General features: G+C 53.7%; 19 protein-coding genes. 7 read left to right on the top strand and 12 right to left on the bottom strand.

Features of this window, described 5'->3' with window-relative positions; translation table 11 throughout:
* Positions 1-510 precede the first annotated feature (510 nt).
* From BLR09_RS10450 to BLR09_RS10420, 7 genes are all read right to left on the bottom strand, one after another.
* Entirely contained in the window at positions 511-1629 is a 1119-nt protein-coding gene (locus tag BLR09_RS10450) for an MBL fold metallo-hydrolase (RefSeq protein ID WP_093201344.1), read from the bottom strand.
* 53 nt (positions 1630-1682) lie between these two features.
* Positions 1683-2708 carry a bile acid:sodium symporter family protein gene (locus tag BLR09_RS10445; RefSeq protein WP_093201342.1) on the bottom strand — a complete coding sequence of 342 codons (1026 nt, stop codon included), beginning with the start codon at positions 2706-2708 and terminating at the stop codon, positions 1683-1685.
* A 54-nt stretch (positions 2709-2762) separates the two neighbouring features.
* Entirely contained in the window at positions 2763-3449 is a 687-nt protein-coding gene (locus tag BLR09_RS10440; RefSeq protein ID WP_093201339.1) for an MCP four helix bundle domain-containing protein, read from the bottom strand.
* 140 nt (positions 3450-3589) lie between these two features.
* Entirely contained in the window at positions 3590-5686 is a 2097-nt protein-coding gene (locus BLR09_RS10435) for a M3 family metallopeptidase (protein ID WP_093201337.1), read from the bottom strand.
* A gap of 66 nt (positions 5687-5752) precedes the next feature.
* The gene (locus tag BLR09_RS10430; RefSeq protein ID WP_093201477.1) at positions 5753-6886 is read right to left on the bottom strand and encodes a glycoside hydrolase family 18 protein; all 1134 of its coding nucleotides are present in this window, start codon (positions 6884-6886) and stop codon (positions 5753-5755) included.
* A 139-nt stretch (positions 6887-7025) separates the two neighbouring features.
* Positions 7026-8423, bottom strand: a complete 1398-nt coding sequence (gene fumC, locus BLR09_RS10425; protein WP_093201335.1) for a class II fumarate hydratase — start codon at positions 8421-8423, stop codon at positions 7026-7028.
* Between the two features lie 131 nt (positions 8424-8554).
* Positions 8555-10555, bottom strand: a complete 2001-nt coding sequence (locus BLR09_RS10420) for a T9SS type A sorting domain-containing protein (protein ID WP_093201333.1) — start codon at positions 10553-10555, stop codon at positions 8555-8557.
* 203 nt (positions 10556-10758) lie between these two features.
* On the opposite strand from BLR09_RS10420, the gene BLR09_RS10415 reads away from it, so the two are divergent.
* Positions 10759-12165 carry a serine hydrolase domain-containing protein gene (locus BLR09_RS10415; RefSeq protein WP_093201331.1) on the top strand — a complete coding sequence of 469 codons (1407 nt, stop codon included), beginning with the start codon at positions 10759-10761 and terminating at the stop codon, positions 12163-12165.
* Positions 12166-12808: 643 nt separating this feature from the next.
* Here BLR09_RS10415 and BLR09_RS10405 read toward each other — a convergent pair.
* Positions 12809-13075, bottom strand: coding sequence for a response regulator transcription factor (locus BLR09_RS10405; RefSeq protein ID WP_093201326.1), 267 nt, complete (start codon positions 13073-13075; stop codon positions 12809-12811).
* Between the two features lie 143 nt (positions 13076-13218).
* Here BLR09_RS10405 and BLR09_RS10400 point away from each other — a divergent pair, with 143 nt between their 5' ends.
* The 4 genes from BLR09_RS10400 to BLR09_RS10385 are packed head-to-tail and all read left to right on the top strand — an operon-like array spanning position 13219 to position 18722.
* Positions 13219-13812: an RNA polymerase sigma factor gene (locus BLR09_RS10400; RefSeq protein ID WP_093201323.1), complete on the top strand. Its 594-nt coding sequence runs from the start codon at positions 13219-13221 to the stop codon at positions 13810-13812.
* Positions 13809-14525, top strand: coding sequence for a tetratricopeptide repeat protein (locus BLR09_RS10395; protein ID WP_093201321.1), 717 nt, complete (start codon positions 13809-13811; stop codon positions 14523-14525). Before BLR09_RS10400 ends, BLR09_RS10395 begins: the two co-directional genes overlap by 4 nt.
* A gap of 32 nt (positions 14526-14557) precedes the next feature.
* Positions 14558-16039, top strand: coding sequence for a S8 family peptidase (locus BLR09_RS10390; protein ID WP_093201318.1), 1482 nt, complete (start codon positions 14558-14560; stop codon positions 16037-16039).
* A complete protein-coding gene (locus tag BLR09_RS10385; RefSeq protein ID WP_093201316.1) occupies positions 16017-18722 on the top strand; it encodes a CHAT domain-containing protein in 2706 nt (901 codons plus the stop codon). Before BLR09_RS10390 ends, BLR09_RS10385 begins: the two co-directional genes overlap by 23 nt.
* Here BLR09_RS10385 and radC read toward each other — a convergent pair.
* Positions 18694-19398: a RadC family protein gene (radC, locus tag BLR09_RS10380; RefSeq protein WP_093201313.1), complete on the bottom strand. Its 705-nt coding sequence runs from the start codon at positions 19396-19398 to the stop codon at positions 18694-18696. The genes BLR09_RS10385 and radC overlap by 29 nt on opposite strands.
* Before the next feature lie 69 nt (positions 19399-19467).
* Entirely contained in the window at positions 19468-19725 is a 258-nt protein-coding gene (gene rpsT / locus BLR09_RS10375) for a 30S ribosomal protein S20 (RefSeq protein ID WP_093201310.1), read from the bottom strand.
* 194 nt (positions 19726-19919) lie between these two features.
* Between rpsT and BLR09_RS10370 the strand changes: the two genes are divergently transcribed.
* Together BLR09_RS10370 and BLR09_RS10365 are read left to right on the top strand one after the other, a co-directional pair.
* Positions 19920-20873 carry a zinc dependent phospholipase C family protein gene (locus BLR09_RS10370; protein WP_093201308.1) on the top strand — a complete coding sequence of 318 codons (954 nt, stop codon included), beginning with the start codon at positions 19920-19922 and terminating at the stop codon, positions 20871-20873.
* A gap of 23 nt (positions 20874-20896) precedes the next feature.
* Positions 20897-22075, top strand: coding sequence for a class I SAM-dependent rRNA methyltransferase (locus BLR09_RS10365; protein ID WP_093201305.1), 1179 nt, complete (start codon positions 20897-20899; stop codon positions 22073-22075).
* 50 nt (positions 22076-22125) lie between these two features.
* Here the strand turns inward: BLR09_RS10365 and BLR09_RS10360 are convergent, their stop codons facing one another.
* Positions 22126-23001, bottom strand: coding sequence for an inositol oxygenase family protein (locus BLR09_RS10360; RefSeq protein ID WP_093201303.1), 876 nt, complete (start codon positions 22999-23001; stop codon positions 22126-22128).
* A 128-nt stretch (positions 23002-23129) separates the two neighbouring features.
* A complete protein-coding gene (locus BLR09_RS10355; RefSeq protein ID WP_093201300.1) occupies positions 23130-24740 on the bottom strand; it encodes a sodium/sugar symporter in 1611 nt (536 codons plus the stop codon).
* Positions 24741-24936 lie beyond the last annotated feature (196 nt).

Below are 24936 nucleotides of genomic sequence, written 5' to 3'. Positions count from 1 at the left end.
AAACTTCAAAGCCAAATTCCGCTTTTCCGTTTTCTTTTTTTGGTCTTTCTTTCAAACCGGGCTGCAAAGTTACTACTTCGAAAGCCGCTTGTCAAGAATTTTTGAAAGTTTTTTTTCGCCCTCGCCTCAACCCCACTCCCTTTTCCTTTCTTCCCTTAACCGGGTTGCAAAACTAGTCATTTTAACACCCCATTGTCAAGAAAAATTTTAAATTTATTTTTCCTAACTCCCTCTCCCTCAATTACTTACACCAGCTTACATTCCCTCTTCCCGTCGTTTGGGAGTGCAAAGATGCAGCTTTTTACCCCCTCTTGTCAACACTTTTACCAAACTATTTTTCTTACTATCCATTCTAATCCCTTAACTCCTTACCCCTCAGGAGCTTATACCTCGAAAAAAAATAGAGCCCCTTCCCGTAAAAAACAGAAACGGACTGTGGTTTTGATACACCTCAGCCCGTTTTGGCTAAAAACCGGCCTCCAAAACGAAAACCGGAACCCTAAATTCTCTCTACTTTAACGGCGCCCACCAATGTTCGGTCGGCAAAAGCGTATCCTTCAACATCACCACCTGGCCGATCCGCGGCGTCATTAATGGAAGATGAAGTTCTCCTGCCTTTTTTACGACCCGCTCAATCGGCTCCTTCCAGGGGTGCAGCCCCAGGGTAAACTTCGCCCAGTGCACCGGCATGAGCGTGCGGGCCTTGAGTTCTACCGCCGCCTGCGCTGTTTCTTCCGGCATCATATGGATGCGCGGCCACATTTCATTGTACTGTCCGCATTCCAATAATGCGAGATCAAACGGACCATACTTCTCGCCAATCTCTTTAAAGTGCGGGCCAAACCCGGAATCTCCTCCCAAAAACAACTTCAGATCATTCGTCCGGAAAACGAAAGACGTCCACAGTGTTTTATTCCGGCCGAACCCGCGACCCGAAAAATGCCGCGCGGGGGTAGCGATCAGTTCTATGTCTGTACCGATTGTGCCCCGATCACCCCAATCATACTCCGTAATAGCACCGGGGCTTGCCCCCCAGCGCTCCAGATGGGCACCTACCCCCAGGGCAGCATGAAAATGGCGGGTCTTCGGAATCAAGCGCGTGATCGCCTCATAATCGAGGTGATCGTAATGATCGTGCGTAAGGATGACCGCATCCAGTTCCGGAAAATCATCTGCCGAGTATACTTCCGTGCCCGGATACCGCTTCGAACCGATAAACTGAAAAGGAGACGGCCGCTCGCAGAACACGGGATCGATCAATATATTCTTTCCATTGATCCGCAGGAAATAGGAAGAGTGACCGAACCACACCAGTAACGGCTCACTTCCTTTTAATACTTTCAGATCTGTTTTTTCCACAGGCAGGGGTTGCGCGGGCGACTGCCCCGGCAGCGGATTCATATACGCCCTGAGCAATTTCCAGAAAGAAAACGCCGGATCCATCGTCGGCGTCGGAATCGGATATTCAAAAGCCCCATCCTTATAATGAGGAGAATGCTGAATGCGTTCGAGGCGGCTGCCTGTCGCCGAAGCGCCAAACGTCGGCAAGTTCAACACTACCGCCGTTGCCACGGCGATCACAAAAAGCACTATCAAACCAACCATCATGGGTTTCTTCCTGATTTTCATAGGGGAATGTGCAAAACGCTGCCTGGCAAAAGTACTTATTCTCTTTCCATTTCCTACTTCCCGGCGGGTGTAGGCGTCAGTGTGCTGCGAGCCGCCATTTGCCTTGCGAGAATACTTGCAATAATCAATTGAAGAGCATGGTACATCATCAGCGGCAACAGCAGAATACCCAACGCCGGACTTCCCGCGAAAAGTACCTTCGACATGACCGTTCCATGGATGAGGGATTTCTTCGAACCGCAAAAAACGGCTGTAATCCTGTCTTCCCGATTGAATCCCAGCAGGTTACAAACCATAGTAATCATCCAGAACGCAGCAAAAAACAGGGAAACCATTCCTCCTCCCAGTACTAGCAGACTTCCGAAACCCAGGCTTGCAAACAAATGCTTTTCAAAGGATTCACAGAAAGCCGTATAGACAATGACCAGTATCGTTGTCTGATCAAAATAGCGTAAATACTTTTTGTTTTTCTCTGCATAGGCGCCGCCATACCGGTTGAGCAGAATACCTGCCACAACCGGCACCAGTACCTGGAGCGTGAGTTTCTGCATCACATCGAGCAGGTGGGCACTGCTTCCGCTGCCGCCTTCCACATTGGCCAGCTGCATCCAGACCGGCGTTACAAATACGCCGATGATACTCGAAATACTGGCATTGAAAATCGCCGCCGGTATATTTCCCTCCGCGATGGATACCATGACGACAGACGAAGAAACGGTGGACGGGAGTGTTGACAAAAAGAAAACACCCAACCAGATCAGCTGTGTATCAGGAGTTTGCAGCAAGGCTTTTAACGGAATAACCAGTAACGGAAACAGCAGGAAGGTACTCGCATGGACGACCAAGTGCAACCGCCAGTTACTCAGCCCTGCCCGAAGCTTGGCCTTGTTCAGCCGCAGTCCATAAAAGAAGAAGATAAGGGATACGCCATAATTAGCCAGGGTTGAAAGCGAAAAAGGGCCGTCTCCGAGCCCTCCCTCCGGCCAGATCCAGGCCAGGCCGATCATTCCTAATAAAGCCAGAATAAACCCATCCAGGCCGAAGCGGGCCGGAAGTGCCAGCCATTCTCGTTTTGTCATCGGGAAGAAACCTGTTTCGGGAGAAAGTCTTCCCGACAAGTGAAAGTTCCCCTGTCAGTTTAAATGAAAGGAATTCGATTTCGGCTGTATAAAAGCCGACGAGCTGTAAATCAATGCAAAAATCACCAGCGCGACGATAACCGCCAGCGCCATCTGCGCCATCGCCAGGGACTTCATCTGCGCCACTTCGCCGTTGGAACTCTTGATCAGTTCCTTTCCTACTTTCGATTGAATCTCGGTCAGGGCGCTGAGACTCTGCAGGGTTTCCCGGAAAGAACCGGCCGCAACGCCGTCAAACAGGGCACGGGCTTCCTCCTGAGAACCACCCGACGAGAGGGCCAGAATACGGGTTTCCAGACGGTTGTACTCCGCGAGTTGTAACTTCAGTGCTGAAAGTGTCTTGCTTTCCTGGTCTACAAGCTTCGTTTTAGCAAAAGCTGCCAGGAGGGAATCCAGGCTTTGGTTATGGGCAGCGACGGTCGACTGCAACGCCGCAGACGCCGGGCTGTCCCCCGAAAGAATCGTTTTTTCGACCAATAGCCGCTTGCTGTACAGGTGATCGGTCAGGTAAATCAGGTCCACCGCCGGAATCAGCCGATCCTGGTACATCGAAACAAAGGCATCGCCTACTCCCCGGAGGTTTCCGCGCGAAACGAAATTACTGAGCACAATCAGAAGCATAATACTTCCCAGCGCCAGCGCGGCTTTCATTTTCTGTTGTATGATGAATGTCCATTTCATGGCCTTGTCCTGCTTCCTTTCGGGGGCATTTTATTGCTATTTCAAGCTAAGATAGTCAATTTTTGATAACCGCAAAGGGCATGGGGCAGAGGGCAAGGGGTGGATTTGGCCCCTTGCCCTCTGCCCCATGCTCTTTGCCTCTACAGCTTCTGCGTCAGACCACGCCGACGGAGCAGCGGCTCGATATCCGGTTCAGCTCCCCGGAAACGCCGGTAGAGTTTCATCGGCTCATCGGTGCCGCCGCGCTCGAGTACGTTTTTCCGGAACGATTCGGCTGATTTCTTATCAAACAGGCCTTTTTGTTTGAATACTTCGAACGCATCGGCATCCAGTACCGCCGACCAGATATAACTATAGTATCCGGCCGAATATCCGCCCGAGAAGATATGCTGGAAATAAGTACTCCGGTACCGCGGCGGAATCTGCGGAATCAGGCCGATCCGGCTCATGGATTCCTGCTCAAAAGCAGCTACGTCAGACGGCGCCTTTTCCGGCGACAGGGTATGATAATCCATGTCGAGCAGGGATGCAGCGAGGTATTCCGTCGTCAGAAAGCCCTGGTTAAACAGGCTGCTCTTCTTCATTTTGTCGACAAGCGCCTCCGGAATTACTTCGCCCGTCTGGTAGTGCTTCGCATATAATTTCATGACTTCCGGCTCTGTCGCCCAGTTTTCCATGATCTGCGAGGGTAATTCAACGAAATCCCGGGGAACCGAGGTCCCCGACAGGCTGCCATAGGTCACATGCGAGAGAAGTCCGTGCAACGCATGGCCGAATTCGTGGAAGAACGTCCGGGTTTCATCGAGATTCAGCAATGCCGGTTGGTTTCCGGAGGGTTTGGAAAAGTTGCATACGATGGACACCACCGGAGCGATTTCCTTGCCGTCCCGGATTTCCTGCTTGCGGTAGCTGGTCATCCAGGCGCCGCCGCGCTTGCTCGCCCGCGGGAAAAAGTCCATGTACATAATCCCGATGTGCTTGCCGTTCTCTTCCGTTACTTCATAAGCCATTGCTTCCGGGTGATACACCGGAATTTCGGGCTTCGGAACAAACTTCAACCCGTAAAGACGTGCGCAGAGCGTAAAAATGCCCTGCTTCACATTTTCGAGGGAGAAATACGGACGGAGTTCTTCTTCATCCAGGTTGTATTTTTCCTTGCGCAGCTTCTCGGCATAGTACCGCCAGTCCCAGCCTTCCAGTTTCTGGCTTTTCCCTTCCTTATCCATCATTGCCTGAAGATCAGCCGCTTCGCGTTTGGTGACGGGGACCGTCGCCGACCACAACTGGTTGAGGAGCTCGTTCACCTTTGCCGGCGTTTGGGCCATGCTTTCCTGGAGGACATACACCGCATGATTTTCGTAACCGAGCAAACGGGCACGTTCGGCACGGAGGGCGACGATCTTCTTCAGCAATTCCTTGTTATCGGTCTTGTCGTTGTGATTCGCGCGTTCGATGTATGCCTTGAACAGTTTTTCCCGCAGGGTGCGGTTGTCCGCATATTGCAGGAAGGGCATTACACTCGGATTCTGAAGGGTAAATACCCATTTTCCGGTAAGATTTCGCTTCGCAGCGTCTTCCGCAGCAGCAGCTACCAGCGAAGCCGGCAGCCCGGAGAGATCTTCTTTTTTATCGACGACCAGCGTATAGGCATTGTTTTCAGCCAGCAGGTTCTGCCCGTACTGGAGGGTCAGCAGGGAAGATTCCTGGTTGATCTGCCGGAGACGATCCTGTTTTTCAGCCGGGAGAGCAGCGCCGCTTCGCACAAAATTCCGGTAAACTTTTTCGAGCAGGGTCTGTTGCTCGGTCGTCAGTTTCAGCTCCTTCCGACGGTCATAAACGGCCTTCACCCGTTGAAACAGCAGGGGATTCAACTGTATATCGTCCCGGTGCTTCGATAATTTCGGAGCCAGCGACCGGGCAATGCCCTGAAGTTCGTCGTTCGTATTGGCCGAATTCAGGTTGAAAAAGACGGTACTGACGCGGTCAAGCAGGTCGCCGCTGTGTTCGAGCGCCAGAATGGTATTCTCAAACGTCGGGGTATCCCGGCGGCGGACGAGCGCCTGAATCGCAGCCGATTCCTGTTTCATCCCTTCCTCAAAGGCAGGAGTGAAATGTGCCGTCTTGATTTTGTCAAAGGGAGGAACGCCGTAGGGCGTATTATAGGCACTGAAGAACGGGTTGTCCGTTTGCCCCAGCGCGACGGTAGCCGTCAGCATCAGCGGGAGGATCAGTTTCATTCGTACTAGTTGTTGATGGAAAAAATCCGGCAGACTGCGGGATACGCTGTAGTCTGCCGGAAGACCTTATTTGCGGAGTGCGTCGACGGCGTTCAGCAGTTTCTTTCCGGGAAGGTCCAGGAAGTACTCCCAGAACATCACGCCGGCGAGGCCTTTCTTTTTGATATACTCCATTTTGTATTTCATCGATTCTTCATCGGCATACGAGAAGAAGGTACGGCTTTGGGGATTCCAGAGGTAGGGAATCTTCGCTTCCTCGTCCCAGTACCGGGTAAAGCCGTTTTTATTGATATACTTTTCCTGCAGCTCGGTATAGCCGATGAAATAATGTTTGCCGTTTTCCTGCGGTTGAAAGAGGCCGTGGTTGACGTCCTTCACATTTGTCCAGCCCCGTCCGTAGAAGGGTACGCCCAGGACGATTTTTCCGATAGGTACGCCGGCTTTCACGTGGCCCATGACGGCGTCGTCGGAGCTATTGCGCGAGCGGTTGCTCAGCTTTGACTGGTAGAGCGGACTATGGTGGCCGGTCGCCTTGTCGTTACCATGATACAGGTCATACGTCATGATGTTGACATAATCGAGGTAGCGCGCCGCCTTGCCCAGCTCGGTATGGTGGACAAACGCCGTATCGCCGCCGGTTGCCGACGTCAGCAGGTACTTGTTCGTTTTCAGTCGGTTATCCTTCTTTCCCTGGGCATCCAGGTGCTCGCGCAGGGTTTTCAGGAGCAGCGTATAGTTCTGCTTGTCTTCTTTCCGGAAGATATTGCCGTCGCCGATCTGATCCGGGTATTCCCAATCGATATCGATACCATCGAGGTGAAATTCATTGACGAGGGCCATTGCGCTCTTCGCGAACTTCTGCCGGGCGGGTTCGGTGAGCGATACATCCGAGAAGTACTTGCAGCCGCCCCAGCCTCCGATGGAAATCAGGAGTTTGAGGTCTTTGTTGATTTTGCGGAGTTCATGGAGCGCTCTCAGCGTGAGGGTATCTTTTTTGCCGAGAGGGGCCAGTTCGCCGTTGGCAGCAGGCACGGCGAAGGCATAGTTGATGTGCGTCATCTTGTTGGCGTCCTTTTCCAGGTCGGCCTTGTTCCAGCCGTTTCCGGTGACATAGCCGATGACGACGTACTTTTTCGATTGCGCAAAGGATACCGGGGCGAGCAGTACCAGCGATAAAGCAAGAATGAAATGTTTAACCATATTGGAGAAAGTATAGAGCGAAAAGTAAAGGTACTCAGGAAAACCCGTATCGCGGATGCCTGCGGCGGCGTACACCCTCGTGAAAACGACGAGCGCCGGGAGTGTTTCCCGGCGCTCGATACTCGTTGGATATGTCAGATCAGATCTTTCCGACCATGTTTTCCGGTTTCACCCATTCGTCAAACTCTTCCGGCGTCAGGTAGCCGAGGGCAACCGCGGTTTCCTTGAGCGTAGAGCCGTTTTTGTGGGCAGTCTGAGCGATTTCGGCTGCTTTGTAGTAACCGATTTTCGTATTCAGGGCCGTCACCAGCATCAGGGAGTTGTTGACGTGCTTCTTGATATTATCGTACAGCGGCTCGATACCTACTGCGCACTTGTCGTTAAACGCCACGCAGACGTCGCCGATGAGGCGGGCCGAATGCAGGAAGTTGTAAATCATCACCGGCTTGAAGACGTTCAGCTCAAAATGGCCGTTCGCGCCGCCGATGTTGATCGCCACGTCGTTTCCGAGTACCTGCGCCGCGACCATCGTCATCGCTTCGCATTGGGTCGGGTTTACTTTGCCCGGCATGATGGAACTGCCCGGCTCGTTGTCAGGGATGAAGATTTCCCCGATACCGGCACGCGGACCGGAAGAAAGCATCCGGATGTCGTTTCCGATTTTCATCAGGCTGACAGCTACCGTCTTCAGCGCGCCGTGCGCTTCGACGATGGCATCGTGCGCTGCGAGGGCTTCAAATTTATTTTCAGCCGTCACAAACGGAAGGCCCGTCAGGTCGGCAATATGTTTCGCAACCAGTTCGGAGTAGCCGTCCGGCGTATTGATACCCGTCCCTACCGCTGTGCCGCCGAGCGCCAGTTCCGACAGGTGGGCCAGGGAGTTACGGATCGCTTTCAACCCAAAATTCAGCTGCGCTACGTAGCCCGAAAACTCCTGCCCGAGGGTCAGGGGCGTGGCATCCATGAAGTGGGTACGACCGATTTTGACGACGTTTTTGAAGGCTTCCGATTTAGCCTGGAGAGTATCCCGCAGCTTTTCGATTCCTGGAATCGTTACTTCTGCCAGGATTTTGTAGGCTGCGATGTGCATCGCCGTCGGGAAGGTATCGTTGGACGACTGAGACTTGTTCACGTCGTCGTTCGGATGCACGAACTTCTGCTTGTCGAGCAGGGAACCGCCGTTGAGAACGTGTGCCCGGTAGGCAATCACCTCATTGACGTTCATGTTTGACTGGGTACCTGAACCCGTCTGCCAAACCACCAGGGGAAACTGGTCATCCAGCTCGCGCGCCAGGATTTCATCGGCAACCCGGCCGATCAGCTCCTTTTTTTCTGCCGGCAATACGCCAAGCTCGAAATTGGTAATGGCCGCGGCCTTCTTCAGGTAAGCAAACGCCTGAATGATCTCCTTCGGCATCTTATTGATATCCTGAGCAATGGGAAAGTTCAGGATGGAACGCTGGGTTTGCGCACCCCAATACACATGAGCGGGCACCTGCACTTCGCCCATGGTATCTTTCTCAATACGGTATTCCATTGATAAATAAGATTAGTGGTTCCTCCGCCCGGAAAGCAGGCGGCAAACTCCGGTAGTTGGGCGCAAAGCTACCAAGGGTTTCCCGGCCGGGCTGGATTTATTTTCAAAAAATCAGGAGAAAAGAAAGGTCTTTACCGCCGTATCCAGATGCGGCGCAGGGCAGTCTCCCGGGCAGAAGAAATGCGTAACAGGTAAATTCCCTCCCGCAGCGAAGCAACCGGCACACGTTCCGGCCGGCCTCCCCGGATATCCTGACTAAAAAGTACCTGACCGACCGGCGTCAGTACCGTCACGGTCGCGTCAACAGGATTTTCAATCACCAGTACCTGATCCGCCGGATTCGGGCCGATGCGCAGTTCTTTTTGACCGGACGGATCCGTCGATGTAATCAGTACCAGGTATGCACTGGCTTCGGCAGTCGTTTCGGCAGTAGGCGTTACCGCGCGGAGCCGGTAATAATACTTCGGTCCTCCTGCAACATTGGCGTCTGCATAGTCAGTTGCACCGGCAGCAAGCCGTGCAATTGTTTCGAATGAGCCCGTTTCACCGGTACGTCGCTCTAGAATATAGCCTGTCGCCTGGAGATAGGCATTCCAGGTGAGCCGGATACGCGTTTCCTGCTCCGCTTTAGCAGTAAGGCCGGTCAGCGGGTTGATCGCCGCAGCCACAGGTACTTCCCAGAAAGAAAAAGCCCTGAGATCCCGCCGGTTTTTCAGGAAGGGACCGGAAAATTGTTTCGGATATCCATCGGCGGGTACGTCCGCTGATTTCATCTGCGGGAAATTCGGCGGGAGGTATCCCAGCCGCGTCACGGCGCCGGGCGTCTTCAGGCGGATATATACCCGGTTACCTTCCACCCGGCCACTGGCCACGCCGCCGCTTTGCTTGTCGAGGTACAGCCACTGAATCAGCTGATAGGTCGGTGTTGATTTTTTGTCATAACTCTGGACGGTTGTATCCCCTGGCCAGATCATTTCCTGTCCTTCTTCAAATTGCAACACAACCTCCTCCTTTGCGGGAGAGGCGAAGTATACTTTCCGGATATTGGGGGAATCGATCTGAAGCGTATCGGCAGACCTATATAAATCCCTGGCTACCAGGCGGAACATTTCCCGGCCGGTTTGTTCATACCCTTCCTGGTTGTAGTGAATACCATCAAAACCGCGTGTACCGACCGTCGCGTAAGTGGATACGTACGGAAGCCCCGGATTCCGTTGAAAGTCCCGGAAAACGGCCGTCGCCTCGTGTGGCCCTCCCATGACGTTGATCTGAAACAGGTATATTTTCCGAAGCGCCGGATAGTCCATCCGGAGGTTCTGATACAATTGCTGAAACTGCGGAATCCAGCCTGTTGCGTAACCGTTGACTTCGTTTTCTCCCTGCCGGAAAAAATAGGCCCTGATATTCGGAAGCAACCCGGACTTACGCACCCGATAGAGAAGCCGGCCATAGCTTGTCGACAAATCAGCCGGGTTCTGGGCATTCCGGGGAACGAGTAGCTCCAGGGGAGCACCACCGGCCGCTCCGTTAATAAAGGCTACGGGAACGCCGTATGTTTCGGTGAGGCGCTTTCCCATTTCCATCGCCCAGACGCCAACCAGTGTCCGTTCGTTCTTGTTTCCGATGGCCCAAAGCGTATCGGCAGCGTTATACGAATCGTAATTGGTATTGGCGGTGTATACTCCGAAGGTCCGGATAAACTCATTCGTATACTTATAATCCGGGACGGGATGGTAGGCCGACGCGTTCGACTGCCCGTTGATTACATAAGCATCTCCGGCAACGATGTATCCGCGGTTCAATACCCGGGTAGAATCAGTTCCGCGGATGACGTAAACCTGAAACTGGTAGTTGGCCAGTTCGGCCTTGATAACCGGCGCAAACGAAAACGGAGCCTGGTTTCCCTGATAAACCAATGACTGGCTCAGGTGTCGAAACAGTTTGCCGGCTTTGCTTACCTGCAGCGAAACGCGGCCATAACCCGGTCCGACCCGGCCGGATACAGGCACAATCGCTTCGGAAAAAGTGTTTCGGGCGTATAACTGGGAGTCAGCCGGGGCTTCGATAAACACAACCTGGGCCTGTACTGACAGACAGCTGAGGCTTACCAACAGAAAGAAGAGGTATTTCATGAAACGGGGGTATGGGTGGGCGGAAGGCTCCTGCCAAAAATAACAAATGATCGGCCGTTGCCCTACTCCGCAGCCGGACTCTTTCTTTTCGGCTAAAACCTCGTCGCAAAAGATACCCGGAGGGGGTGATTTTTCGTTAAAAAGATACCCTGGTCTGGTGATTATGACCTAAATTTGTAGTAGTCGTCTAAAATCCGTCCGCTGTGTCAGCCGTAAGATTCTGTATCCTTATCCTCCTTTCCGGACTGTTTTGTCTGGTTGGGTGCTCACAGAGCCCCCGGGAAGCGTCTGTTTCCACGAGCAATGCCGTTGCGATTCTGAACGACAGCATCGCCCGGAAATTCAATCCGGCGGAAGCAGCCCGGAAAGCCTCCCTGCTGGATACGTTTTTCCATAAACTGCACGAAAACAGCGGATTCAACGGCACGGTACTCGTAGCCCAATACGGCAAAATCATCTACAAGGGCGCTTTCGGGTACAAAAACCTGACGATGAAGGATACGCTGACGACGGCGACTCCCTTTCAATTGGCTTCTGTTTCGAAACAGTTTACAGCCGTGGCGATTATGCAGCTGAAAGAGAAAGGGCTGCTGCAATACGACGATCCTGTCTACAAATTCATTCCGGATTTCCCCTACGATTCCAGCATCACCATTCGGTTGCTGCTCACCCACCGCTCCGGGCTGCCCAGCTATCAGTACGGTCTGGAACGCTATTGCGACAAACACCAACCGCTCAGCAATCAGCAGGTAGTCGAAAAACTGATTCAGTATAAACCGGCGCCCTATGGCCGGCCCGATCAGCGCTTTAATTACAACAATACGAACTACGTCCTGCTGTCTTATATCGTTGAGAAACTCAGCGGAAAGCCGTTCAGTCAGTATGCGGAGGAGCATTTCTTCCGACCGCTGGGGATGACGCATACCTTCGTGTACGACGGTACCAACACGAATCGTCTCCTCGCTGCGGCGACGGGCTATACCGGCGGGCGGCGTTCGCTTGCCATCGATTACCTCGATAGTGTGACAGGAGATAAAAGCCTGTATTCCACCGCTGAAGACATGTTTAAATGGGATCGCGGCCTGTATACCGAGCAGCTGATTTCCCAGAAATCACTGGAAGAAGCCTTTCTCCCGGCGAGTAACGATGCCCGGCTTGTCACCCGCAACTACGGATTCGGCTGGCGGCTTCAGAAATTGCCGAATGATCAGTGGCTGACTTTCCACACCGGGTGGTGGCACGGGTTCAAAAACTACTTCATGCGGAACCGGACCGACCAGAGTACCATCATCCTGCTGTCGAACGTGGCCAACAGCTACCTGTCGCAGGTAAAAATGGTACAGGCTATTCTGTATCCTGACAAGGCCCGGTTCTTCCTCCGCGGAGACAACGTCGATCCGGAAAGCGGTGACCAACTGATGTCGGGCGAGAGCTTGCAGGGTGGCGGCGGAACACCTGAACTATCACTTTCCGATCTCTACAAAATGCTTCCGCCGAAGCCGGTCATTAAAAAAGCCGTACGCCATACCCGTGGTAAACACGTCAAAATGGCTGCCCGGAAGAAAGGGGCCGTACACAAGAAGGCAGTTGCACGAAAGAAAAGACGATAGAAAACAGCGCTGACCGTTTCTAATTTTTCTTCTTCATACCTATTTTTCTTTTCATTTGTTGAGTAGTTTTGATCATCTCTTGCCTCAAAACGAATCGCAATGAAAGGATTTTCAAGCCCCGTACACTTGCTGTCTGCTATCCTGACCGCCTGTACCCGAATAGGAATGACTCCCGGCATCCCTGTTTACAGGGTAGCCCTTTCCTGATCCTTTTATTTCAAACCGGAATACGCCGGTCATGCTGATGCGTATCCGTTCGCTACCGTTTACGACCAAAACGGGCAGGATTCCATTGACATCCAATCCACCTAATACAATGAAAAAACGAATGGCGCTGGCCGGATTGCTGCTGTATGCAGTGACCGGGTTGCCGTTGCCCCAACCGAAAACGGACGTTTCGGTTTCTCTCACCCGCCGCCCTCCCCAGTTGATTGAGCAGCCCCGACTGTGTTACCAGCCGCTCCCGGCCTCGGCTGCTGCATTGCGGCATCCGAAAAAAACGCAACCAGTCGTCGGCTCCGTTGGTACATACGGCGCAGGAAAATGTACGCAAGGCCCGCTCAAAGCGAAAAGGCCCGAAAGCCGGGCCTTTTCTGTGTCTGGAAGGTTGAACGTATATCGGGACGGACGGTGTGGAGCAGGACTAAAGGGAGATCAATCCTTTGCGGAATCCGGACAAAATCGCTTCAGTAGCGGAGTTAACGCCCAGTTTCAGGTAGACCCGCTTCAGGTGTGTCTGAACAGTACTGAACGAAATACCGCATTCATGGGCGATCATCTTGTAGCTCATTCCCTGAGCCAGGAAACTCAATACTTCGCGCTCCCGGTGGGTAAGCGCCTGGGAAGCAGGCTGCAGATCACGCGGGGAGAGGTAGAAACGACGGGTTCTGGTAACGGCGACAGGAGTCATGGCGAAGGTCGTGTTGGTTGTTCGACAGTTTTGTCGGAAAGGCCACGACAAATGGTAACGCCATTTCGAAAAAAAATGAAAGCATTCCCGGTTAATTCAGCGCAACTCCTTAATTTACAGTCTCAGTCAGCCTTTGCCACTTCATGATTTTTTTGAAACGCTCCGTTTCCGACGCCGATCTGGTGGCGGGTATCCGGGCAGGCGGCGTGCAAAGACGCAGCTCCGAAAATCGTCTGTACGACCATTACCGGTACCTGATCCGGGAAGCGACGTTCAAGCACAAGCTTTTGCCCGAGGAATGCGCCAGCGCCTATTCGGATGCCGTGCTCACGGTAATCGAGCACATCGCGTCAGGGCGTTTTGAGGGCCGGTCCGGTCTGAAAACCTATCTCTACCAGATTTTTTCCAACAAATGTGTTGACCTCGTTCGAAAGAATTCGACTAACCGGGAGAGCATCCATGATGTTCTACCGCTGGATAATGTCTTTGTGGCCGATGATGCACGTAATGCCGTGCAACACCTCATTACAGAAGGCGACATTGAAGAGCTCCGGAAGAAACTGACGGAAATAGGAGACAAATGCCGGCAGATGGTACTGGCCTGGGGTGAAGGGTATTCGGACGAAGAAATTGCTTCGTCGATGGGGTATCAAACGCCCGCCGTCGCCAAAACGAGCCGCCTCCGCTGCCTGGAACGTCTCCGAAACCTGTATGCGGAACTAAAACGACCGCTATGAACGAATTGGAACAAGTCGACCGGTTTTTCGCCGGAGACATGTCTGCCGAAGAAAAGCAGGCATTTGAGCAGGAACTGACCCGGAATACCGGACTGGCTTCAGCGGCGGCCTTTTACCTGCAAACGCGGGAAGCGGCCCGGCGGGAAATACTCGCCGAAAAACGGAAACAGTGGGAACGACCAGAAGAAAATATCCCGTCGCGCAGAACGCTATCTATATACGTCGCTTCTGCTGCGGCGGTTATTGCGCTCCTGATCGGCATCGGCTGGTGGGTACTCCGTCCTGCCGTACCGGAGCGATCCGAACTGGCGTCGGCCTATATTGCAGACCATCTCGCGACGCTGCAGACCCGCATGGGAGGTACGCCGGACACGCTGCAACTGGGTATCGGGCAATACAACGAAGGGCATTACGAGGAGGCAAAAAAGCTCTTTCAACAGTGGCTGGTTCATCACGCCGCCGATTCGGAAGCCCTGAAACTGGCAGGTATCACGAGTCTGAAGCTCGGCGATTACGACGAAGCTATCCGGCTGTTTCGGCGACTGGGCAACCAGCCGGGTTTATATTCCAACCCAGGGCCTTTTTATGAAGCCGTCGCGCGGCTTCGGCGGCATCGGCCCGAGGATGAAACAGAAGCAGAAAAACTCCTGAAGCGGGTAGTGGCGGAAGAGTTGCCCGGGAAAGCGGAAGCGGCAACGTGGCTGGGGCAGTAACCGAAGTTTCTTTAACCTAAACCTATATCAGTATGGCCCTCCCCCAGGATCCCGAACGCCCCGAAAAGGCTCCGTCACGCGGTAAACGCCCGGAAATTCTATCAGGTACTTTCCGCTCTCCCGACCGCCTGAGAGATACCCTCAAACAGAATCCGAGAAGGTATACAAACGTCATCGAAGTGGCCGGTGGCTCCGGCTTCGCTGTCAGGGATGAGCTGTTGATCCACCTGACGTTTGACGACGCCGTTCTGGACAAAGTCCTGGACCTGGAGGGGTTTCCGGTCAAATTCATTCAGAAACTCGCTATCGGAGGAACGGAAATTTCGAAGACGGAACTGGAAGAGTCATGCCTGTGCCTGGGTCCTGAAACGATTCTGGTCCGCAAGGAAGGAATTACGGATGGCTTTAACGACGACACGCCGCTGTCTGTCGAGTTGGAATCGACAACTCCGCCGCTTTCCATCAAAAGCGGCAGGCCTCCCCAGCTCATCGACCAGCCCAAGATCGCCGGCTCCTATAATTACTATGTATCGGGCGATGCGGTAACGCCCGCTTCCGGCGAAGACTGGACCTCCTTCCTGGCTGCCCTGACGCCATCAACGCCACGTGCGACGATCGCCGTTGTCGATACCGGTATCCATATCGGCATGGCCAACGTGGGATATTGGTCACGCGAGGCGGCGAATCCCTGTTCCGGAGAATCGTTTCCGGCAAAACAAATCGGGTGGGATTTTGTGGAACGAGACGCCCAGCCGGACGATGACAACGCCTACCTGCACGGAACAACGGTCGCACAACTGGCCTTCGGGCAGTCTCCAGGTGCCTCGGTTATGATTCTGAAGGCTTTTGATGAAGAAGGAATCGGTCAGCTGGACCGCATACTCTGTGCGCTATGGTATGCCCGGAAAAACAAGGCGCACGTCGTCAACCTGAGTTTCGGGTACTATGGTGAAGAAATTCCCGTTCTGCGGAGATTTCTGGAACATCTCGGGAAAAATAAAACCATCGTTGTAGCCGCCGCCGGCAATCACACCGATTTTGATGGTATTCCGAATGATATCGGCGTCCGGAAATTCTATCCGGCCTGCTTCAGTGCAGACCTGCCGAATGTCCTGGCAGTAACGACTGTCCGGTGCGAACCGGAAGAAGCATGCCCCTGCAATCACGGTGGCCTGCAGAAGTTCTGGTTTGCCCTCCGGAAAGCGCTTGGGTTACTCTCCTGCTACCTGGTGCCGCATGAAAACTACTCCAGCCAATACGTGACGCTCGGCGTGCTCTTTGAGGAAGGGAAAATTCCGAACCCGCTGCATCCCGGCGGATACCTGGAAGGCTCGTCCTTCTCCACACCGGTAGTCGCCGGAAAGCTTGCTGCTATTTTTTCAGACAACCGGAGCTATATTGAGAATACACTCCCTGCCGACGGGCTGCGGAATTTCTACCTGAGCAAACTCAGCGTCCGGCATCATCATAGCTTACTCGCCTTCGTCAGAAATGGCCGATTCATTAAGCCGTAACCTATTGATTTTCTTTCTTTTAGGCATACTCCGGACCACCGCGCAGAGTCCGGAGTATCTGTCGTTTAAGGAGGAATGCATACAGGCGCTTGCCACGCCCGACTCTGTCCGAACCGCCCGGATTCTTCAAAAATGGAACCGGAGTACCTTTCCGAAGGACTCCCTATTCATCGAACTGACAGCACAAAGAGCCCTTCATGCTTTTTTCAGCCGTGATTTTCAGCATGCCGTTACCATTCAGCAGACGGCCGTAACTACCGCAAAGTCGCTCAGGCTTCCGGCGATGCTCGCAAAAATCTATTACCGGCTGGGCGTATACCTTTACAATGCCGGAAACACCGAAGCAGCCAAAGCTTATCTGGAAAACAGCATCGCCTATGGCAGCAAATTCCGGCAGCCGGGATGGGCGGCTCACGCCTGCGGCCACCTTTCCTTTTTGTTTTACAACGAAGGCGAATACTATAAGTCGCTGTTGACAAGCCGGCGGGGAGTATCCTTCGCCTTGCAGACTACCGACTACGCGCCGCTGGAGAAAAACAGGCTACAGGAGGCTTATGCGCTGAATGAGCTCCGCTTATGGGATGAGTCGAGAAAGGTCATCGCCGAACTGGCCGAAAAGATTACACCATCGTCGGACGTGAGTCTGATATTTAATCTGGGAATTTACCTGGCAGGCGAGTATAAAGATTACCAAACTGCCGGTACCTACTACCGGAAAGCGCTACAACTCCATGCCCAGGATCCGTCGTGGAATACTACCGGCGTTCAGATAGCCTGGTCCTACACACTTGCCACGCGCGAACGGTATGACGAAGCCCTGACTACTCTGCAGGCCGCGCTCCAGACGGCTGTCACACGCGACGAAAAAGCGCGCGTACTGACCGGGATTGGCAGCGTTCTGCGGTTTCAGCATCAGTATGCCGAATCTATTGCCTGTTTTCAGCGCGCACTTGGAGAACTTCTTGGCCCGTCGTCTGTCCGCGGCCCGTATGGCAATCCGGCTCCTCAGTTTATCCGTCTTTCCAACCGGAAGGAGTACCTCCTGACGATTATCGGGGATAAGGCGGCGGCGCTTCACGACTATTCGGTCCATACCTCCGATAAAAAACTGCAACAGTATGCCCTGGAGACCTATCATGTGGCTGACAAAATGATTGACCTCATGCGGCAGGAGCATACCGAAACCCGTTCCAAATTATTCTGGCGAACGGAAACCAAACCCGTATATGAAGGCGCTATCAAGACTTGCCTTGCGTTTGGTAATACAGCTGACGCCTTTTATTTCTTCGAAAAAAGCCGCTCTGTTCTTCTCTCAGACCGCCTCAATGAACTAAGCGCGTCCCAGCGGCTCGGACCGGCAGATGCCCGGAAGGAGCTTTCTTTCCGAAACGGGCTGAAAAGCCTGCGGGATCAGCTGGCTGAAACAGGCAATAGCAGTCGCCTTTCTACCCGTCTCGATAGTCTCACGCGGGCCCAGCAAGCCTTTATCCGATCGCTCGAAAAGACCAACCCTGCCTATTTCCGGTATAAGTACGACCATCACGTCCCGTCTTTAAAAGCTGTACAAGATTCGCTTCTAGCGGATAATCAGTCGTTTGTCAGTTATTTCTTCGGTGACTCCGTCGGATATGCGCTCGGCATCTCCAAAACCGGGGCTGTTTTTAAGAAATGGCCGCTGGCGGGCTATTCAACTGATGCGCAGACCTTTCTCCGCCTATGTTCGCAGCCCTTCCGCACGCAGACAGACGCACGGCAGTTTCAGGAGGTCAGCTACCGGCTGTACCGCCGCCTGCTGGAGCCACTCGGACTCAGGAATGCTTCCCGGTTAATTATTTCGCAGGATGGCGCTTTTCTGCCGTTCGAAGCCTTGCTGACTTCCCCGGAAAAACAGGATTATCTCCTGCGTAAACATGCGGTCAGCTATACCTACTCGGCGGGTTTTCTCCTCAGGCCGCGGGAAGAAAGCAGCTCCGGCCGGCTTTTTCTCGGCCTTGCGCCGGAGCGGTTTGCTCCTTCGCTGGGACAGCAACCCCTGCCGGGCTCGGTCGATGCGTTGTCTCAGGTCGAAGCCCATGTATCCTCTCCCAAACAGTTGATCCGGGAAGACGCCACCAAACGAAATTTTTTGGAACAGGCAGCCGACTACCGCATTCTCCAGCTCTTTACCCACGCCGATGCGGATAGTACCGAAACCCGGGAGCCGGTTCTCTATTTTGCAGACTCGGCGCTGCGCTTATCTGAACTCGATGCCGCCCGCCAGTTTCGTACCCGGTTGCTGGTACTCTCGGCCTGCAAGACCAGCGTCGGCGTTGACCAGAAAGGAGAGGGTGTTTTCAGCCTTGCGCGGGGTTTTGCGGCGCTTGGTATTCCCAGTATTATCACAACGCTGTGGAGTGTCGAAGACAAAGCGACATACGGCATCATCGGGTCTTTTTACCGGTATTTGGCTGAGGGCCTGCCTCAGGACGTAGCCCTGCAAAAAGCCCGGCTTGATGCATTTCAGTCTGATAGTCAGCCGTACTACTGGTCGGGGCTGATCCATATCGGTGAGTCCAACGCCGTCCCGCTGGCTGCTACGCCCTGGTGGTACTGGGCGGGCGGGGGATTATTCGTTGCCGCCGGTATCTGGGGACTTACCCGTTTGAAAAAGGCGCCTACATCATCCCTTCGTCGAGGAAGCTGAAGTATTTGCGGCCACAGACGATGAGGTGATCCAGCACCGGAAGGTCGAGCAGCCGCCCGGCATCACGAAGTTTGCGCGTCAAGTGTATGTCGGCTTCGCTGGGTTGAAGATTACCGGAGGGATGATTATGGACGAGAATGAGGCTGCTCGACACGTTGTCGAGGGCATGTTTGAAGATGATTTTGGGGTCGGCGACGGTTCCGGCCACCCCTCCCACCGAAACCTGCACCGGACGGATCACCTGATTCCTCCGGTTGAGGAGCAGCACCCAGAACTCTTCGTGCTGCAAATCCAACAGATGCGGAGAAATCAGCCGGAAAGCCAGTTCCGAACCGGAGACAACGGGCAGGTCATCACGGTCTTCAAAAACCCGGCGCCGGCGTCCCAGCTCCAGCGCGGCGACAATCGTCACGGCTCTCGCCTTTCCGATGCCGTTGAACCGGGCCAGCTCCGATACATTCAGTTTGGATAGTTGATGGAGATCGTTTCCGACGCTTTTCAGAATCAGCCGGGCGATATCGACGGCCGTATGGCCGGAAGTGCCGGCATTAACCAGAATACCCAGCAACTCCGCTTCCGTCAGCACAGACTTTCCTTTCTGCAGCAGTTTTTCACGCGGGCGGTCTTCCTCCGCCCAGTCTTTGATTTTCTTCAGGGGTTGGTACGGTACGCACATAACAAAAAAGCCTCACTACCGAAAGTAAGGCTTTTCACAGAACGGCCCGAGACCGTTCAATCAATGTGCTTAGGCTGCAAGCGCATTGACCAGCTTGGCCAGCTTCGACTTGTTGTTGGCAGCTTTGTTCTTGTGGATGACGTTCTTCTTCGCCAGTTTGTCCAGCATAGAAGCTACCTTCTTGTAGAGATCCTGCGCCGTTGCCTTGTCAGACGTTTCGCGGAGCTTCTTGATGAAGGTACGAGTCGTTTTATGCTGGAAACGGTTGCGAAGCCGCTTGGTTTCGTTGGCCCGGATGCGTTTCAGAGCTGATTTGTGATTTGCCATGTCTTATATAACTAACTATGGGATTTTCGGAAATGGAATGCAAAAGTAGCTGATCCAATTCAGATTACCAGCCGTTCCCTCAAAAATTCTTTCAAAAATACGCCCGTTTCCTGAATTTAGGTTCGCAAGCACGGCAGAATGTCCGTGTTTTCTTCCACCAACCCTGCAATAAGCCGGTTTTCCGGCATGACTTTATGAAACGATTCCTTCTTTTCGCCGGACTGGCGCTGAGTAGTCCGGCTGTTTCCGCCTGGGGCTTTTATGCCCATCAGCGGATCAATCGCCTCGCCATCTTTCTTCTTCCGGCAGAAATGGGCCGTTTCTACAAACAACACCTGCCCTACCTGATGGAAAGCTCCGTTAATCCCGACAAACGTCGCTATGCGATGGTCGGAGAAGCCGCGAGGCACTACCTTGATGTAGAAGCATATGGTGATAGTGTCTGGACCCGGCCGTACTGGAAAGAGGCCGTTGCCTTCTGGGGAGAAGACAGCCTTCAGGCGCATGGTATCGTCCCGTGGCACATACAACGCATGAAAAACCAGCTTACCGAAGCCTTCCGGCAACGGAATACGGCGCGTATCCTCAAGCTGTCCGCCGAACTGGGCCACTACATCGCCGACGCCAATGTGCCTCTTCATACCACCCGCAATTACAACGGGCAGCTGACCGGGCAGACCGGTATTCACGCGTTCTGGGAAAGCCGGTTGCCCGAACTGCACTTCGAAAGCTATGATTTCTGGATCGGTCCGGCGACGTATGTCCCATCGCCGGCGAAATCGGCCTGGGAAGCCGTCCGGCGGGCACATGCCTGCCTGGATACCTTGTTTTCCCTCGAAAGACAGCTCACCATCCGCTTGGGCGAATCCCGGAAGTTTGTCCTCGAAGAGCGCGGCAGTACTTTCCAGCGTACTTATTCGCGGGAGTTTTCGGAGCACTATCATACGCTTCTCCGCGATCAGGTAGCCAATCAGATGCGGGCATCGGTCAAAATGACGGCCGATTTCTGGTATACCTGCTGGGTAGACGCCGGGCAGCCCGACCTCAATACCCTCCTCCCGGTATCAGATCAGGAAAGGGAAAGCGACAGCCGCGAGCGCGGCTCCTGGATAAGGAAGCTCCTCGGTATCCGGGACGAAGGAGAGTGACGCCGAATCCGTACCTTTGCGGCATGAATGTGCAAGTTATCCTGAAACCCGGCAAGGACGCGCCCGTGCGGCGTTTCCATCCCTGGGTTTTTTCCGGGGCCATCGCCCGGATTACCGGCAAGCCTCAGGATGGGGAGGTAGTCGAAGTAGTCGATAATCAGAAAAACTACCTCGCCACCGGGCATTACCACGAAGGGTCTATTACTGTCAAACTCTTTTCGTTTGAGCCGGTACAGCCGGACGCTGCTTTCTGGACAAACAAGCTCCGGAAAGCCTACGACGTTCGTCAGGCGCTGCACCTGGCAGATACTACCTGCTACCGCCTTGTCCACGGAGAAGGCGATGGATTCCCCGGGCTGATTCTGGACTGGTATGACGGCGTCGTGGTTTTTCAGGCGCACAGCGTCGGAATGCACCTCGAACGCACCGACATCACCGAAGCCCTGAAACAGGTATACGGATCGAACCTGAAGGCCGTCTATGACAAGAGCCGGGAAACCCTGCCGGAACGATATGCCCAAAACGTACAAAACGGCTATCTCTGGCAGCGGGAAGACATTGCCCTGCCTCACCCGGTACTTGAAAACGGGCATACCTTCCTGATCGACTGGGAAACCGGCCAGAAAACGGGCTTTTTTCTTGATCAGCGTGAAAACCGGCAACTACTGACCCGCTATGCAGCAGGAAAGCGGGTATTGAATGCTTTTTGTTATTCAGGGGGATTTTCGGTTTATGCACTGGCTGCTGAAGCCGGGTTGGTACACTCTGTTGATGTCTCGGAAAAAGCCATCCGCCTTGTGGAGCAGAATGTAGCCGCCAACGGCCGGACAGAAGGGCATGCCGCCTATGCGGAAGACGTCGTGAAATACCTCAAAACGCACGACCAGCAATACGACGTCGTCGTTCTTGACCCTCCCGCCTATGCCAAGAGCATGGACGCCCGTCACCGGGCTGTGCAGGGATACAAGCGCCTGAATGTGGAAGGACTCAAACACCTGGCTCCGGGAGGTATCCTCTTCACTTTTTCCTGTTCGCAGGTAGTGGACCGGGAGCTGTTTTACAACACGATCGTTGCCGCGGCCATCGAAGCCGGCAGGCAGGTACGGGTACTTCACCACCTGTCGCAGGGGCCGGATCACCCGGTTAATTTCTTCCATCCGGAAGGGCACTACCTGAAAGGACTTGTCCTTTACGTCGAATAAAAGAAAAACGCCGGCTTCCACCGGCGTTTTTCTTTTTATATACCTCTGTATCAGAACTTAATCGTAGACGGCAGGTATTTGGCAATCAGGTCTTCGTAGTAAGGCTTGAGTTCCTTTGCATTGGGGGGAACGGGAGCCTTGGAGTACAAATCATACGGATTGAAAAGATTCACCCACTTGAACATCTCACGGTCGTGATCATCCATGAGGTGCTCGTAGGCGTGCTCCCGGTGCTGGGCATAAAACGAGTGGTACCGCATCATGTACAACGCCGGCTCGGGCATGTAATCTTTCATCATCTGGTACAGGTACTCGTCGTGGCCCCAGGACATATGCACGTTGCGCAGGCCGCAGTTGGGCGAGTAAACGCCGTATTTGGTATTGTAGCGCTCGTCGTGCGCGTCCGGGTTGGCCTCGAAAAATTCCGGGTATACGATCCGGTCTGAATGCTGGCAGCCCACGGGGAAAGTATCTCCTACCACCGCCCACTGGGGTTCGCCGAAAAGGCAGAGTACCTTACCCATGTCGTGGAGGAGGCCAGTGAGTACAAACCAGTCCGGATGGCCGTCGGCACGAATAGCCTCCGATGTTTGCAGGAGGTGTTGCAGCTGATCGAGTTCGATATCGGGATCGGAATCATCGACGAGGGTATTGAGGAAGTCAAAGGCGTCCCAGATGGGCATTTCCTTGCGGTCGAATTTGAGGAAATCGGCCCGCTTTTCCTGCACGAATTCGTACGTCTGATACGTATGGTTCAGCCGGTAAAACTCCCGTACGGTATCCCGCTGCGGATTGTCGTAATTCCGGAATTCGTCTTTTGCTTTGGCGATGTTTTCCGGCTCGGGGTAGCGCTCGAGCAGGTCGTCTTCCCAGACATCGAGGCTCGCGAGGGGAGCCTTTTCTTTTTCGGTGAATTCGGTTTTCATTACCACTCCATTTATCTAAGTCAGAAACAGGAAATCGTCGTTGTCAGTGAGGCAGTTACCCTTTTTCAAAGGTAACGCATAGTTTCGCAATTAAGATATGCCCGGTATTTTTTTGCACGAAACCCGGACTACCAGAATACCGTGTAAAGTGCCGCCAGGATTCCCCAGATAAGGATGGAAAATACGACAAACACCGGCGAGACACGGAACATACTCTTCGTCAGCACGAGTCCTTTCGGGTTTTCCTTTCCGGCCGGATCAAGCAGTGAAATGACTACCATAATGGCAACGAGGATGAGGAAGCTCCAGCCCGTCCGGTGCAGAAACGGAATCGGCGTCTCCGGTAATAGTTTGAATGCGATAGCCAGGGGAATCGACAACGCCGCCGCGACAACCGCCGCAGACGAAGTCGTGCGCTTCCAGAAAAGTCCCAGGAAAAACAAGGCGAACGCGCCGGGTGTCAGGTAGTTGGAATACTCCTGAATGAACTGGTAGGCCTGCTCCAGGCGGCGCAGTTGCGGCGTAATAACGAGCGCAATGGCGAAAGCCACCCACACGGCCACCCGACCGATCCATACCGTTTGTCGTTCAGACGCATTCTTGTTCAGGAATTTCTGGTAAATATCCAGGCTGAATATCGTCGAAATACTGTTGCATTTACCTGCCAGCGAAGCCACAATAGCCGCCGTAAGCGCTGCAAACGCCAGGCCTTTCAACCCGGCAGGCAGCAGGTTCATCAGCGTAGGATAGGCATGGTCGGGTTTGATGTTTCCGGCGACGTCGACCATCTCCTGCTGGAAAGCGCCGTTCTGATAGAGTACGTAGGCGGCAATACCCGGAATCACGCAAATCATCGGGATCAGCAGCTTCAGAAAAGCGGCAAACAGAATACCGTTCCGCGCCGTTGGCAGGTCAGCTCCCAGCGCCCGCTGCACGATGTATTGATTGCAGCCCCAGTAGTTCAGGTTATTGATCCACATCCCGCCAAATAATACGGCCATGCCGGGAAGTTCGTAATAGTATTTATGTCCTTCGTCGAAGATCATGTGAAAATGGTCGTCGGCCTGCTTCCGGAGGATGCCCATGCCATCCAGCACGCCGGAGCCGCCCATGCGGTCTGATACCATCTCCAGGGCCAGATACGTTACGGCAACACCTCCCATGACGAGTACCACTACCTGCACGAGGTCGGTATAGCCGATTACTTTCATCCCGCCGAGCGTAATGAAAATGGCAAACAGCGCCAGCCCGACCATGCAATAGGTAAACGGAATACCCGTGATCGTCTCCACGGCCAGGGAGCCGAGATACAGAATAGACGTCAGGTTCACGAATACGTACAGCAGCAGCCAGAATACCGCCATGATCGTCGCCACGGTATCGTTGTACCGTTTCGACAGAAACTGCGGCATCGTATATACCTTATTCCGGAGGTAAATCGGGATGAAGAAAACGGCAACGATCACCAGGGTGGCGGCCGACATCCACTCGTAGGAAGAAATCGCCAGCCCCATCGCAAAACCCGAGCCCGACATACCGATAAAGTGCTCGGCAGAAATATTCGACGCAATCAGCGAAGCGCCGATGGCCCACCAGGTCAGGGCGCCTTCGGCCAGGAAGAAATCCTTGGTATTCATTTCCGCCGATCGCTTCCGGCGGTAAATCCAGTATCCGTAAAGGGAAACAAGTAAGAAATAAACCAGGAAAACGAAGTAATCCACCTGTTGCAGATGCTGCATCGGGGTCAAGAGGTTTTGTTGCTTCAAAAAGAGGTTACACGCCCAAGGCGACCCCTAAAATAGATTTATTTCTTTATTAAGTTGTGAGAAACCGGAATTGGGTTTGGAGTTTGAAGTTTAGGGCTTAGGGCTTCGCATGCCGCGTGGGTGACGCTCCCCCAACCCTAAACTCCAAACTCCAAACAAAAAGAGGCTG

The sequence above is a fragment of the Siphonobacter aquaeclarae genome (assembly GCF_900103285.1).
Lineage (GTDB): Bacteria > Bacteroidota > Bacteroidia > Cytophagales > Spirosomataceae > Siphonobacter > Siphonobacter aquaeclarae.
This window is presented reverse-complemented; position numbering and strand designations above follow the sequence as displayed.

Coding starts and splice junctions, on each gene's coding strand:
- BLR09_RS10450 (WP_093201344.1), bottom strand. CDS start 1,629: ATGAAAATCAGGAAGAAACCCATGATGGTTGGTTTGATAGTGCTTTTT.
- BLR09_RS10445 (WP_093201342.1), bottom strand. CDS start 2,708: ATGACAAAACGAGAATGGCTGGCACTTCCGGCCCGCTTCGGCCTGGAT.
- BLR09_RS10440 (WP_093201339.1), bottom strand. CDS start 3,449: ATGAAATGGACATTCATCATACAACAGAAAATGAAAGCCGCGCTGGCG.
- BLR09_RS10435 (WP_093201337.1), bottom strand. CDS start 5,686: ATGAAACTGATCCTCCCGCTGATGCTGACGGCTACCGTCGCGCTGGGG.
- BLR09_RS10430 (WP_093201477.1), bottom strand. CDS start 6,886: ATGGTTAAACATTTCATTCTTGCTTTATCGCTGGTACTGCTCGCCCCG.
- fumC (WP_093201335.1), bottom strand. CDS start 8,423: ATGGAATACCGTATTGAGAAAGATACCATGGGCGAAGTGCAGGTGCCC.
- BLR09_RS10420 (WP_093201333.1), bottom strand. CDS start 10,555: ATGAAATACCTCTTCTTTCTGTTGGTAAGCCTCAGCTGTCTGTCAGTA.
- BLR09_RS10405 (WP_093201326.1), bottom strand. CDS start 13,075: ATGACTCCTGTCGCCGTTACCAGAACCCGTCGTTTCTACCTCTCCCCG.
- BLR09_RS10400 (WP_093201323.1), top strand. CDS start 13,219: ATGATTTTTTTGAAACGCTCCGTTTCCGACGCCGATCTGGTGGCGGGT.
- BLR09_RS10395 (WP_093201321.1), top strand. CDS start 13,809: ATGAACGAATTGGAACAAGTCGACCGGTTTTTCGCCGGAGACATGTCT.
- BLR09_RS10390 (WP_093201318.1), top strand. CDS start 14,558: ATGGCCCTCCCCCAGGATCCCGAACGCCCCGAAAAGGCTCCGTCACGC.
- BLR09_RS10385 (WP_093201316.1), top strand. CDS start 16,017: ATGGCCGATTCATTAAGCCGTAACCTATTGATTTTCTTTCTTTTAGGC.
- radC (WP_093201313.1), bottom strand. CDS start 19,398: ATGTGCGTACCGTACCAACCCCTGAAGAAAATCAAAGACTGGGCGGAG.
- rpsT (WP_093201310.1), bottom strand. CDS start 19,725: ATGGCAAATCACAAATCAGCTCTGAAACGCATCCGGGCCAACGAAACC.
- BLR09_RS10370 (WP_093201308.1), top strand. CDS start 19,920: ATGAAACGATTCCTTCTTTTCGCCGGACTGGCGCTGAGTAGTCCGGCT.
- BLR09_RS10365 (WP_093201305.1), top strand. CDS start 20,897: ATGAATGTGCAAGTTATCCTGAAACCCGGCAAGGACGCGCCCGTGCGG.
- BLR09_RS10360 (WP_093201303.1), bottom strand. CDS start 23,001: ATGAAAACCGAATTCACCGAAAAAGAAAAGGCTCCCCTCGCGAGCCTC.
- BLR09_RS10355 (WP_093201300.1), bottom strand. CDS start 24,740: ATGCAGCATCTGCAACAGGTGGATTACTTCGTTTTCCTGGTTTATTTC.